The organism is Kitasatospora sp. MBT66 (assembly GCF_000710405.2).
GTDB lineage: Bacteria > Actinomycetota > Actinomycetes > Streptomycetales > Streptomycetaceae > Kitasatospora > Kitasatospora purpeofusca.
This window is the reverse complement of sequence record NZ_JAIY01000008.1, coordinates 108,883-120,900: the sequence shown is the minus strand read 5'-3', so window position 1 is coordinate 120,900 and position 12,018 is coordinate 108,883. Positions and strand designations below refer to the sequence as shown.

Annotated in this window: 12 protein-coding genes; 10 read left to right on the top strand and 2 right to left on the bottom strand. The window is 70.3% G+C overall.

What is annotated here, in order from left to right; genetic code table 11:
- Window positions 1–26: 26 nt before the first annotated feature.
- The 4 genes from tuf (at window position 27) to BI06_RS21785 (ending at window position 5,029) form a co-directional block, all read left to right on the top strand.
- Entirely contained in the window at window positions 27–1,220 is a 1,194-nt protein-coding gene (tuf, locus tag BI06_RS21800; protein ID WP_030393280.1) for an elongation factor Tu, read from the top strand.
- 192 nt (window positions 1,221–1,412) lie between these two features.
- Window positions 1,413–3,470, top strand: coding sequence for a hypothetical protein (locus tag BI06_RS21795; RefSeq protein ID WP_030393281.1), 2,058 nt, complete (start codon window positions 1,413–1,415; stop codon window positions 3,468–3,470).
- 144 nt (window positions 3,471–3,614) lie between these two features.
- The gene (locus BI06_RS21790) at window positions 3,615–4,574 is read left to right on the top strand and encodes a glycosyltransferase family 2 protein (RefSeq protein WP_037779660.1); all 960 of its coding nucleotides are present in this window, start codon (window positions 3,615–3,617) and stop codon (window positions 4,572–4,574) included.
- The gene (locus BI06_RS21785) at window positions 4,571–5,029 is read left to right on the top strand and encodes a GtrA family protein (RefSeq protein WP_051741572.1); all 459 of its coding nucleotides are present in this window, start codon (window positions 4,571–4,573) and stop codon (window positions 5,027–5,029) included. Before BI06_RS21790 ends, BI06_RS21785 begins: the two co-directional genes overlap by 4 nt.
- 82 nt (window positions 5,030–5,111) lie before the next feature.
- On the opposite strand, the gene rfbC is transcribed toward BI06_RS21785, so the two are convergent.
- Entirely contained in the window at window positions 5,112–5,720 is a 609-nt protein-coding gene (rfbC, locus tag BI06_RS21780) for a dTDP-4-dehydrorhamnose 3,5-epimerase (RefSeq protein ID WP_030393284.1), read from the bottom strand.
- Entirely contained in the window at window positions 5,717–6,592 is an 876-nt protein-coding gene (gene rfbA / locus BI06_RS21775; RefSeq protein WP_030393285.1) for a glucose-1-phosphate thymidylyltransferase RfbA, read from the bottom strand. The genes rfbC and rfbA overlap by 4 nt, the downstream gene beginning before the upstream one ends.
- Before the next feature lie 81 nt (window positions 6,593–6,673).
- On the opposite strand from rfbA, the gene rfbB reads away from it, so the two are divergent.
- From rfbB to BI06_RS21745, 6 genes are all read left to right on the top strand, one after another.
- Complete coding sequence (gene rfbB, locus BI06_RS21770; RefSeq protein WP_030393286.1) at window positions 6,674–7,651, top strand: dTDP-glucose 4,6-dehydratase; 978 nt, start codon at window positions 6,674–6,676, stop codon at window positions 7,649–7,651.
- Entirely contained in the window at window positions 7,648–8,583 is a 936-nt protein-coding gene (gene rfbD, locus BI06_RS21765; RefSeq protein WP_030393287.1) for a dTDP-4-dehydrorhamnose reductase, read from the top strand. The genes rfbB and rfbD overlap by 4 nt, the downstream gene beginning before the upstream one ends.
- The gene (locus BI06_RS21760) at window positions 8,580–9,917 is read left to right on the top strand and encodes a lipopolysaccharide biosynthesis protein (RefSeq protein WP_199523334.1); all 1,338 of its coding nucleotides are present in this window, start codon (window positions 8,580–8,582) and stop codon (window positions 9,915–9,917) included. The genes rfbD and BI06_RS21760 overlap by 4 nt, the downstream gene beginning before the upstream one ends.
- A 71-nt stretch (window positions 9,918–9,988) precedes the next feature.
- Window positions 9,989–10,678, top strand: a complete 690-nt coding sequence (locus tag BI06_RS21755) for a glycosyltransferase family 2 protein (protein WP_030393289.1) — start codon at window positions 9,989–9,991, stop codon at window positions 10,676–10,678.
- Window positions 10,675–11,073 carry a DUF2304 domain-containing protein gene (locus BI06_RS21750; protein ID WP_030393290.1) on the top strand — a complete coding sequence of 133 codons (399 nt, stop codon included), beginning with the start codon at window positions 10,675–10,677 and terminating at the stop codon, window positions 11,071–11,073. The genes BI06_RS21755 and BI06_RS21750 overlap by 4 nt, the downstream gene beginning before the upstream one ends.
- Before the next feature lie 5 nt (window positions 11,074–11,078).
- Window positions 11,079–11,987 (top strand): glycosyltransferase family 2 protein, encoded by a 909-nt coding sequence (locus BI06_RS21745; protein ID WP_030393291.1) that lies wholly within the window; start codon window positions 11,079–11,081, stop codon window positions 11,985–11,987.
- Window positions 11,988–12,018: the final 31 nt, after the last annotated feature.

Below are 12,018 nucleotides of genomic sequence, written 5' to 3'. Positions count from 1 at the left end.
TACAGAACTGTCCTCAGGAGGACTCAGTGGCGAAGGCGAAGTTCGAGCGGACGAAGCCCCACGTCAACATCGGCACCATCGGTCACATCGACCACGGTAAGACCACGCTGACCGCGGCCATTACCAAGGTGCTGCACGACGCGTACCCGGAGATCAACCCCTTCACGCCGTTCGACCAGATCGACAAGGCGCCGGAGGAGCGGCAGCGCGGTATCACCATCTCCATCGCGCACGTCGAGTACCAGACCGAGGCGCGTCACTACGCCCACGTCGACTGCCCGGGTCACGCGGACTACATCAAGAACATGATCACCGGTGCCGCGCAGATGGACGGCGCCATCCTGGTGGTCGCCGCCACCGACGGCCCGATGCCGCAGACCAAGGAGCACGTCCTCCTGGCCCGCCAGGTCGGCGTCCCCTACATCGTCGTCGCCCTGAACAAGGCCGACATGGTGGACGACGAGGAGATCCTGGAGCTCGTCGAGCTCGAGGTCCGCGAGCTGCTCTCCGAGTACGAGTTCCCGGGCGACGACCTGCCGGTCGTCCGCGTCTCCGCGCTGAAGGCCCTCGAGGGCGACGCCGAGTGGGGCCAGAAGCTCCTCGGCCTGATGCACGCCGTCGACGAGAACATCCCCACCCCGGCCCGCGCCGTGGACCAGCCGTTCCTGATGCCGATCGAGGACGTCTTCACGATCACCGGTCGTGGCACCGTCGTCACCGGTCGTATCGAGCGTGGCATCCTCAAGGTCAACGAGACCGTCGACATCATCGGCATCAAGACCGAGAAGACCACCACCACGGTCACCGGCATCGAGATGTTCCGCAAGCTGCTCGACGAGGGCCAGGCCGGTGAGAACGTCGGTCTGCTGCTCCGCGGCATCAAGCGCGAGGACGTCGAGCGCGGCCAGGTCATCATCAAGCCGGGTTCGGTCACGCCGCACACCGACTTCGAGGCCCAGTCCTACATCCTGTCGAAGGACGAGGGTGGCCGTCACACCCCGTTCTTCAACAACTACCGCCCGCAGTTCTACTTCCGCACCACGGACGTGACCGGCGTCGTGACCCTCCCCGAGGGCACCGAGATGGTCATGCCGGGCGACAACACCGGCATGACGGTCGCGCTGATCCAGCCGATCGCCATGGAGGAGGGCCTGAAGTTCGCCATCCGTGAGGGTGGCCGGACCGTCGGCGCCGGCCAGGTCACCAAGATCATCAAGTAGTTCGATGCTCTGACCTGTCGACCCCGGTCGAGGAGGGCTTGACGAGGACCCCCAGGGGTCCTCGTCAAGCCCTCTGTCATTGGCAAAACATTTGGTCAACTAGGATCGCTCCGTAACGGCGGGTCAACGGCCGTACGGACTTGTCCGACGCAGGGGATGGGATTCAGGGTCTCGATGGAAAGACTCCGCACCATGATGGCCGCGCGTTCCTCGGTCGAGGAGGACACTCCCGAGGACCCGGCGGCCGGCTCCCGTCCCCCGGCCCGCAGGCCGGCCCGCAGTCTTCCGGTCCTGGCCGGCGCGCTGGTCGCCGGCTGGCTGCTGCCCGCCGCGCTGATCTCGCTCGGCGTCGGGATCCTGGTCCTGCCGCTACTGGTCCTGGCGGTCGCCTCGCTGCTGAGGACCGGCGGCGTGCTGCTCGACCGGCTGGTGGCCGCGACCCTGGTCGTGGCCGGCGGCGTGCTCGTGCTCGGGCTGCTGTTCTCGCTCTGGCCCTGGGGCATCGACCCCGTTCCGACCTCGGGCGGACTCTTCACCGTCGTGGTCCTCACCGGCTGGCTCGGCCGCCGGGCCCCGCGGCTGCCGCTGCGGTTCCGGCCCTCCGACCTCATGGTGGTCGGCACCACGTACGTGATGTGGCACTACCTGTACAAGCCGCTGATCGGCAAGGGACCGGGCTGGCGCCTGGAGTTCCTGACCACCGCCGAGGACCGGCTCAACCACTTCTCGTACTTCGTGGGCATCCAGCACGTCGGCGGCTACAACTTCCTGCACCAGGAGGCCGCCAAGGCGTACATGATGTCGCCGTCCGAGGCGGTCTACCCGCAGGGCACCCACTTCCTGCTCGCCTGGGTCGACTCGCTGGTGCGGTCCGCCGCCGACCTCGGCGCTCCGCTCGACACCATGAACCGCTACCTGCTCTACGTCCTGGCCGCGTACGCGCTGCTGGGCACGGCCCTGGTCTGGGCGGCCCGCTGGATCGGCGGCCCGCGACTGCGGGGCTGGCGCACGGCGGCGGTGTGCGGCACGGTCGCCGCGCTGGTGTTCTCCAGCAACTACACCCACCTGGTCATCCACGGCTTCGACTCCACCGTCGTCGGCCTGCTGATGGTGGCCCTGCTCGCGGCCTTCATGGTGCGGCCCGCGATGGGAACGGTCGAGTTCCTGCTCGTCGCGGCGCTCGGCCTGATCACCGTCACCTACGTCTACAACCTCTTCGGCGCCGTGGCCGGCCTCGCCGTGGTCGGGGCCCTGGTGGTCCACCGCCGCCGGTTCCGGCGCGCGCACTGGCTGCGCTACGCGCTGGCCGCCGCGGTCGCACTCGGCATCGCGGGCCTGCCCAGCCTGGTGTCCGTGCTCTCCCAGCTCGACGTCGCCAGCACCTCCAACCTCGGCGGCCCCAGCGTCGGCGCGGACCGGGCCATCATGATCGGCGGTCTGCTGCTGGGCGCGCTGGCCGCCCTGTCGCCGAGCCTGCGGCGGACCGCGACCGGGCAGGCCCTGTTCGTGGTGGTGCTCGCCACCGGGGCCGCGGTCGGCGGCTTCGCCTGGTGGCAGATCCGCACCATCGGGCAGGTCTCCTACTACTTCGAGAAGCTGGCCGGCACCGGGATCGTGATCGCGCTGATCTCGATCGGCGCGGTCGGCCCGCTGCTGCGCACCGTCTCGCCCGCCCGGGTCCCGGTGCTGCGGCGCCGGATCAGCGACGCCGTGCTCTCGGTGCTCGCGGTGGCGACGGCGCTCAGCCTGTTCGCCGGCGTCCAGTGGGGCATGGACTCGTTCAAGGGCATGCCCTCGGCCTGGCGCAACAACCCGCTGATGGCCTGGAGCCGCGGCGACGCCTGGAGCGACATCGGCCCCAGGGAAGGCGCCACCGTGATGGGCGACCTGGACGGCATCCAGGGCCCGATGATGGTGCTCTACTCGAACGACGACTACAAGAACCTCAAGTCCACCTGGCTCGCCGCCCTGCTCCGCTCGCGCGGCGGCGACATGCTGCCGCTCTATGAGACGCACTGGGTGAACATCGGCGCCGCCGAGCGCGCCGAGCCGGAGCACAAGGCGGCGATGGAGCACGTCAGGAAGGCCGCCGAGAGGCTGGGCGAGCCGATGACCGTGGTGGTGGCCGACCAGGCGACCGGCGACCGGATGCGCCGCGAGCTCGTGGGCTTCCAGCCGCAGATCACGATCGTGGTCAAGCCGGGCAACAACTGGGTCCAGCCGTGGGAGCGGAGCTTCCCCGGGGTCTGACCCCGCCCGGTACCAGGAGCCGTCCCCGTCCCGACCGGCGGGGACGGCTCTCATGCACTGCTCATCCGGTCTCATTCCGGGCTCAGCACCGGCTGCTAGTGTCGGCCACGATCCAGCAGCCCCGGCCGAAAGCGGGACCAACTCATGTCGACAGCGCCGCAGTTGTCGGTCGTCATGCCGATCTACAACGAGCAGGAGGCGCTGCCGAGGACCGTCGAGCGGCTACGGCCGATCCTCGACGCGCTCGGGGTGGGCTACGAGGTGGTCGGCATCGACGACGGCAGTACCGACGCGACTCCCGTGCTGATGCAGAAGATCCGCCAGGACTGGCCGGAGTTCCGGATCATCCGGCTGGCCCGCAACTCCGGCCACCAGGCCGCGCTGAAGGCCGGCCTCGACCGCGCCCTCGGCGACTACGTGGTGAGCCTCGACGCCGACCTGCAGGACCCGCCGGAGAAGATCCCGGAGATGTTCGCGCTGGCCCGCGAGCAGGACCTCGACATCGTCTACGGCGTGCGCGGCGACCGCACCACGGACAGCTCGTTCAAGCGGCGCTCGGCCGGTGCCTACTACTGGCTGATGCGCAAGCTCGTCGGGAAGCGGATGCCCAACCAGGCCGGCGACTACCGGCTGCTCAGCCGGGCCGCGGTGGACGCGCTCAAGGCCCTGCCCGAGCACCAGCCGGTCTACCGGCTGCTGGTGCCGTGGCTGGGCTTCCCCAGCGGGGAGGTCGTCTACGTCCGCGAGGAGCGGGTGGCCGGCACCACGCACTACCCGCTCGGGAAGATGGTCCGGCTCGCGCTGGACAGCATCGTCAACTTCTCGGCCGCCCCGCTGCGGCTGGCCACCTGGCTCGGCCTGCTGAGCTTCGCGGTGTGCCTGGTCATGAGCGTCTACACCGCCGTCGCGTTCGCCATCGGGGTCACCGTCCCCGGCTGGTCCTCGCTCTTCATGGGGATGCTGTTCCTCGGCGCGGTGCAGCTGATCTGCGTCGGCCTGCTGGGGGAGTACACCGCGCGGATCTACTCGGCGGTGCAGGCCAGACCGGCCTACTTCGTCGGCTACGACTCGGTCGACGATGAACGCCGGGACAATTCTCGATGACGTTCACCGGCGATCCGGCGCCGTCGACGCCGCCACCCGCACCGCCCCCGGCACCGCCCGGCCGGGGCCCCCGGCGGCAGCTGCCGTCCTTCCTGGTGATCGGCGCGCTGAGCACCCTGTTCTACCTGGCGCTGTTCGTCGGGCTGCGCCAGGTCGCCTCGGCCCAGGTGGCCAACCTGGTCGCGCTGGCCGTGAGCGCGGTCGCCAACACGGCCGCCAACCGGCGCTTCACCTTCGGGGTGACCGGCAGCGAGGGCGCGTTGCGCCACCAGGCCCAGGGGGCGGTGGCCTTCCTGATCGCGCTGGGCCTGAGCATGGGAGTGCTGGAGCTGCTCGACCGGCTGGCGCCGGAGGCCTCCCGCCCGGTCGAGGTGGCCGGACTGGTGCTGGCGAACGGGCTCGCCACGGTGGTCCGCTTCCTGCTGCTGAAGGTCTGGGTGTTCCGGGGCCGCTGAGGCCGCCCGGTGCCGCGCGACGACGAGGAGGGCCCGGCCGCGTTCGACGCGGCCGGGCCCTCCTCGTTCTGAGCGTTCCGGATCAGGCCCGGTGGGCCTCGCCCAGCCCGTCGGTGAACGCCTTGACCGCCTTGTAGTCGGGCAGCAGGCCGCTCGCCAGCGCCTCGGCCAGCGAGGGGGCCTCGGTGTCCTTGGCGGACAGCTGCGGCACGTCGGCCGGCCACTCGATGCCCAGGTCCGGGTCCAGCGGGTGCACACCGTGCTCGCCGGTCGGGTTGTAGGTCTCCGAGCAGAGGTAGGTCAGCGTCGCGTCGTCGCTCAGCGCGCAGAACCCGTGGCCGAGGCCCTCGGAGATGTACACCGCCTTGCGCTCGGTCTCGTCGAGCCGCACACCCTCCCACTTGCCGAAGGTCGGCGAGCCGACCCGCAGGTCGACGATGACGTCCAGGACGGCGCCGCGCACGCAGGTGACGTACTTGGCCTGGCCGGGCGGGACGTCGGCGAAGTGGATGCCGCGGACGACGCCCTTGCTGGACAGCGACAGGTTGGCCTGCGCCAGCCGCAGCGGGTGGCCGACCACCTCGGCGAGCCGGTCGAAGCGGTACCACTCGGTGAAGTGGCCACGCGCGTCACCGTGCACCTGGGGAGTGAGCTCCCAGGCGCCCTCGATCGACAGCTCGCGGATCTTCATCGGGTGCCCTCCTCGTCCAGCAGCGCCACCAGGTACTGGCCGTAGCCGCTCTTCAGCAGCGGCTCGGCCAGCTCGCGCAGTCGGGCGTCGTCGATCAGGCCGGCCCGCCAGGCCGCCTCCTCGATGCAGCCGATCTTGAAGCCCTGGCGCTCCTCGATGACCCGGACGAACTCCGAGGCCTGCACCATCGAGACGAACGTGCCGGTGTCCAGCCAGGCGGTGCCCCGGTCGAGGATCGTCACGTGCAGGTCGCCGGCCTGGAGGTAGGCCTCGTTGACCGCGGTGATCTCCAGCTCGCCGCGGGCACTCGGCTTCAGGCCGCGGGCGATCTCGACCACGCGGTTGTCGTAGAAGTACAGGCCGGGGACGGCGTACCGGGACTTGGGCTCGGTCGGCTTCTCCTCGATGGAGATGGCCTGGCCGTCCTCGTCGAACTCGACCACGCCGTAGGCGGTCGGGTCGGCCACCGGGTAGGCGAAGACCCGGCCGCCCTTGGCACCGGTGTGCTCGGAGAGCCGAGTGCCGAGGCCGCTGCCGTGGAAGATGTTGTCGCCGAGGATCAGCGCGACGGACTCGTCGCCGATGAAGTCGGCGCCCAGGACGAAGGCCTGGGCGATGCCCTCGGGCTTCTCCTGGACGGCGTACTCCAGGCGGAGGCCGAACTGGGAGCCGTCGCCGAGCAGGCGCTCGAACTGGTCGCGGTCGTTCGGGGTCGTGATGATCAGGATCTCGCTGATCCCGGCCATCACGAGGGTCGAGAGGGGGTAGTAGATCATCGGCTTGTCGAAGACCGGGAGGAGCTGCTTCGACACCGCTCGAGTCAGCGGCCACAGCCGGGAGCCGGTGCCGCCGGCCAGAAGGATTCCACGCATGCGTGCACCTTATGCGAGAACGGGCAGGGGGTACGGCCGGGGTCCTTGGCGGGTGCGGGACGACGATAGACTGCGCGCATTATGCGCATCCTTGTGACCGGCGGCGCCGGGTTCATCGGGTCGGAGTTCGTCCGTCAGCTCCTCGGAGCCGACGCCGAGGCTCGGATCACCGTCTTCGACAAGCTCACCTACTCCGGCGTCGAGGCCAACCTGGCTTCCGTCGCGGGGCACAGTGGCTACACCTTCGTCCGGGGCGACATCTGCGACGCCGCGGCCGTCGACGACGTCATGCCCGGGCATGACGTGGTCGTCCACTTCGCGGCCGAGTCGCACGTGGACCGCTCCATCGCGGGCGCGGGCCCGTTCGTGCTGACCAACGTCGTCGGCACCCAGGTCCTGCTGGACGCCGCCCGCAAGCACGGCGTCGGCCGCTTCGTGCACATCTCCACCGACGAGGTGTACGGCTCGATCAGCGAGGGCTCCTGGACGGAGGAGTGGCCGCTGGTGCCGAACTCCCCGTACTCGGCCTCCAAGGCCTCCTCGGACCTGCTGGCGCTGGCCTACCACCGCACGCACGGCATGGACGTCGTGGTGACCCGCTGCTCCAACAACTACGGGCACTACCAGTTCCCGGAGAAGGTCATCCCGCTGTTCACCACCAACCTGATCGACGGCAAGAAGGTGCCGCTGTACGGCGACGGCGGCAACGTCCGCGACTGGCTGCACGTCTCCGACCACTGCCGCGGCATCGAGCTGGCCATGCGCAAGGGCCGCGCCGGCGAGGTCTACAACATCGGCGGCGGCACCGAGGCCACCAACAAGGAGCTCACCGGGCTCCTGCTGGAGGCCGCCGGGGCGGGCTGGGACATGGTCGAGCACGTCGCCGACCGTAAGGGCCACGACCTGCGCTACTCGATCGACATCAGCAAGATCCGCGAGGAGCTCGGCTACGAGCCGCAGGTCCGCTTCGAGGACGGCCTCGCCGAGACCATCACCTGGTACCGCGAGAACCGCGCCTGGTGGGAGCCGCTGAAGACGAAGGCGGCTCTGGAGAAGTGACCGGGACCTCCTCGGGTCCGGTCCGCTGGCTGGTCACCGGCGCGGCCGGGATGCTCGGTCAGGACCTGCTCACGGTCCTGGCCGGCGACCCGGCGGCCGAGGTGACCGCCCTCGGGCGGGCCGACCTCGACATCACCGACGCGGCGGCCGTGCTGGCCGCCGTCGAGGGCCACCACGTCGTCGTCAACTGCGCGGCCTGGACGAACGTCGACGGCGCCGAGACGGCCGAGGAGGCCGCCACCGCCGTCAACGGCACCGGTGTCCGCCACCTGGCCGCCGCCTGCGCCAAGACCGGCGCCCGGCTGATCCAGGTGTCGACCGACTACGTGCTGCCCGGAGACGCCACCGAGCCGTACGCCGAGACCGCGCCGACCGGCCCGGTCAACGCCTACGGCCGGGGCAAGCTGGTGGGGGAGCAGGCCGTGGCCGAGCTCCTCCCCGAGCACGGCTACGTGGTCCGCACCGCGTGGCTGTACGGCGAGCACGGCAAGAACTTCGTGGCCACCATGCTCCGGCTCGCCGCCCAGCGCGACAGCCTCGACGTGGTGGACGACCAGCAGGGCCAGCCGACCTGGTCGCTGGCCCTGGCCCGGCAGCTCGTCGCGCTCGGCCTGGCCGCGCTCGCCGGGCAGGCGCCGGCCGGCGTCTACCACGGCACCGGCGGCGGCCGGACCACCTGGTACGGCCTGGCCCGGGAGGCGTACCGGCTGAGCGGGCTGGACCCGGAGCGGATCCGCCCGACCACCTCCGCCGCGTACGTCACGCCGGCCGTCCGGCCCGCGTTCAGCGTGCTCGGCCACGACCGCTGGGCCGACGCCGGGCTGAGCCCGCTGCCGGACTGGCGGGAGCAACTGGCCGAGGCGCTCGGCACGCCGGTCTTCGCCGAGCTGGGCTCGGTGGCCCGGTCGACCGAGAGTGACAGGTCTCAGTGAAGAATCCGCTGACCAAGGTCGCCGCCGCGCTGCCGCCGGGAACCCTGGCGGTGGCCGGCGGCACCGTGGTGCTCGGGGCCGCCTCGTACATCCACCTCGGGGTGGCCGGGCACAGCCTGTCCGTCGACGACATGGCCAACGTCTCCCTGCTGTGGACGATCGTGATGTCCGTCGGGATCGGTGTTTTCTTCCCGATCGAGCAGGAACTCACCCGGATCGTCGCGGCCCGCGCCGCGCTCGGCCACGGCGCGGCACCGGTGCTGCGCCGCGCCACGCTGCTGACCGGCGGGATCCTCGCCGCCGTCCTGCTGGCGCTCGGCATCGGCTCGCGGAAGATCGCCGATGTGATGTTCCACGGCGACCGCTCGCTGGTGCTGGCCCTCGGCGGCGCGTTCGCCGGCATGGCCGTCTGCTACCTCACCCGCGGTGTACTGGCCGGCCTCGGCCGGTTCGGCGCCTACGGCACCCAGCTCGGCATCGACGGCGGTCTGCGGATCGGCCTGGCCTTCGGTGCCGGCCTGGCCGGGGTGCACTCCGCGCTGGCGTTCAGCCTGATCCTCGCCCTGGCGCCGGTCGCGGCCACTCTGCTGACGCTGCCGCCGCTGTTCAAGGCGGTCCGGCCCGGCCCGCGGATCCCCTGGTCCGAGCTCTGCTCCGGCCTCGGCCTGCTGATCTGCTCGACCCTGCTGTCGCAGGTGGTGGTGAACGCCGCGGTGGTGAGCACCAAGCTGCTCGCCCCGGAGGAGTCGGCGCTGATCGCGGCGCTGCTCAACGCGCTGGTGCTGGCCCGGGTCCCGCTCTTCGTGTTCGGCTCGCTCCAGGCCTCGCTGCTCAGCGGCCTCTCCGCGGCGATCGCCGTGGGTGACCGCGCGGCCTTCACCGGTATGCTTCGCCGGATCGGCGTCGTGGTCGGCGGTCTCGGTCTGCTCGGCGGAATCCCGGCGGTGCTCCTGGGACCCCGGCTGATCCAGGTGCTGTTCGGGGCCGAGCCGGTGCTCGGCCACCTCGACTTCTTCTGGATGTCCGCCGGTACCGTGGCGTACATGTTCGCGATGGTGCTGGGTCAGGCGCTGATGGTATTCAAGCGGCACAACCTGCAGCTGCTCTGCTGGGCGATCGGCACCGGCGTGCTCGCCGGCGTCACCTTCATGCCCGGCGAGGTCGCCACCCGGGTGGTGGTGGCGTACACCGCCGGATCGGTGGCGACCGTGCTCGGTATGCTTGCCGCTCTCAGGCGCAGCTTCCCCGGTTCGACGGCGAACCAGGCCGGTCCCGCGCCGAGTACGTCGGAGCAGGCTGTGCCCACCATGAGTGCCCGGGTGAGCGGCGAATGACCGCCTCGCCCCCCGACATACGGATTTTTGCCGCGCACGAGCGCGGGAGACACCACGAACATGGAGCCCCCATGTCCCAGTACGACGATGTCTGGCTGGTGATCCCGGCCTACAACGAAGGCCAGGTGATCGCTGACGTTGTGGAGGGAGCGCGCAAGACGTTCCCGAACATCGTTGTGGTCGACGACGGCAGCGCCGACGACTCCGCCAAGCACATTATGAGCACCGGCGCGCACCTGGTGCGGCACCCGGTCAACCTCGGCCAGGGCGCCGCGCTGCAGACCGGCCTGGCCTACGCCCTGGCCCAGCAGGGCGCCAAGTACTTCGCCACCTTCGACGCGGACGGCCAGCACCAGACGGCCGACGTCGAGAAGATGGTCGCGCTGCTGCGCACCGGTGAGGCCGACGTGGTCCTCGGTTCGCGCTTCATCGAGCAGAACGGCCAGGTGCCGTGGATCAAGCGCGTGGTCCTGCGGACCGCCGCGACGGTCAGCCCCACCGCCCGCAAGCTCAAGCTGACCGACTCGCACAACGGCCTGCGAGTGCTCAACCGTGAGGCGGCCGGCCGGCTGCGGATCACCATGAACGGCATGGCCCACGCCTCGGAGATCGTCAGCTTCCTGGCAGGCGCGGACCTGCGGGTCGCCGAGCTCCCGGTCGACATCCTCTACACCGACTACTCACGCGCCAAGGGTCAGTCCCTGATCAACGGCGTCAACATCATCTTCGACATCTCGCTTCGGGAGCGTGGCCGCCGATGAACTACTTCTGGATCCAGTTGGTCCTGATCGCTGGCGCGGTCATCCTCGCGTTCATGTTCATCCGGCGCTGGGACGCCGCGAACACCCGCGCCTGGAAGCGCATCGCGTTCTCGGTCTTCGTGGTCGCGAACATCTACGCGATCCTGCGCCCCAGCGACGTCACCTGGTTCGCCCACAAGATGGGCGTCGGCCGCGGCACCGACCTGGTGCTGTACGTGATGGTCCTGGCCATGGGCTTCCTGACCCTGAACACCTTCCTGCGCTTCCGCTCGCTGGAGAAGAAGCTCACCGACCTCGCCCGGACCGTGGCCATCAACGAGGGTGCCCGGCTGAACGAGGAGCGCTTCGACCTGGACCTCCCGGTCTCCGCCCCGGTGAACAGCAGCGGAGCCTGACCTCCATGGCCACCTTCGAGTTCATGCTGCCGTACTACGGCGACGTGGCCCTGATGCAGGCCGCCGTGCGCAGCATCCTCACCCAGAGCGACCCGGACTTCCGGCTGACCGTCGTCGACGACGGCAAGGAGCCCGAGGTCCCGGGCTGGTTCGCCGGGCTCGGCGACGACCGGGTCCGGTACCTGCGCAACGAGCAGAACCTCGGCATCACCAAGAACTTCCAGAAGTGCGTGGAGCTCTCCACGGCGGACCACGTGGTCATCATGGGCTGCGACGACCTGCTGCACCCGCACTACCTGGAGACGGTCCGGGCGGTCCTCAAGGACAACCCCGACCTGGGTATGGTGCAGCCGGGCGTCGAGGTGATCGACGGCGCCGGCGTGGTCACCAGCGGCCTGGCCGACAACGTCAAGGACAAGCTCTACTCGCCGAGCGTCAAGGGCCGACGGCTGATGGGCGGCGAGGAGCTGGCGGCCAGCGTGCTGCGCGGCAACTGGCTGTACTTCCCGTCGATCTGCTGGCGCGGCGAGGTGCTGCGGCAGGTCAACTTCCGCGACGAGTACTCGGTCATCCAGGACCTGGCACTGGTCGTGGACCTGCTGGAGCGCGGCGAGACGATGATGGTGGACAACACCACCGTCGTCTTCCAGTACCGCCGGCACGCGGTGAGCGAGTCCTCCGTGCAGGCGTTCTCCGGCACCCGCTTCGCGGAGGCGGAGAAGTACTTCAACGCGGTGGCGGAGCGGATGGACGCCCGCGGCTGGCCGAAGGCCGCCCGGGCGGCCCGGTTCCGCAGCGCCTCGCGCCTGCACGCGCTGACGATGCTGCCGGGCGCGCTGCGCCGCGGCAAGAGCGGCGGGGCCAAGGTGCTCGTGCGCCACGCCCTGACCTCGGGGCAGCGGCACGAGGCCTGAGCCTCCCGCGCCGGCGACGGCGAACAGAACG

Bases quoted from the DNA above. Each gene is read 5' to 3' on its own strand.
- BI06_RS21790 (WP_037779660.1), top strand. From the start codon at position 3,615: ATGTCGACAGCGCCGCAGTTGTCGGTCGTCATGCCGATCTACAACGAG.
- BI06_RS21750 (WP_030393290.1), top strand. From the start codon at position 10,675: ATGAACTACTTCTGGATCCAGTTGGTCCTGATCGCTGGCGCGGTCATC.
- BI06_RS21755 (WP_030393289.1), top strand. From the start codon at position 9,989: ATGTCCCAGTACGACGATGTCTGGCTGGTGATCCCGGCCTACAACGAA.
- rfbC (WP_030393284.1), bottom strand. From the start codon at position 5,720: ATGAAGATCCGCGAGCTGTCGATCGAGGGCGCCTGGGAGCTCACTCCC.
- rfbA (WP_030393285.1), bottom strand. From the start codon at position 6,592: ATGCGTGGAATCCTTCTGGCCGGCGGCACCGGCTCCCGGCTGTGGCCG.
- BI06_RS21795 (WP_030393281.1), top strand. From the start codon at position 1,413: ATGATGGCCGCGCGTTCCTCGGTCGAGGAGGACACTCCCGAGGACCCG.
- BI06_RS21785 (WP_051741572.1), top strand. From the start codon at position 4,571: ATGACGTTCACCGGCGATCCGGCGCCGTCGACGCCGCCACCCGCACCG.
- rfbB (WP_030393286.1), top strand. From the start codon at position 6,674: ATGCGCATCCTTGTGACCGGCGGCGCCGGGTTCATCGGGTCGGAGTTC.
- BI06_RS21745 (WP_030393291.1), top strand. From the start codon at position 11,079: ATGGCCACCTTCGAGTTCATGCTGCCGTACTACGGCGACGTGGCCCTG.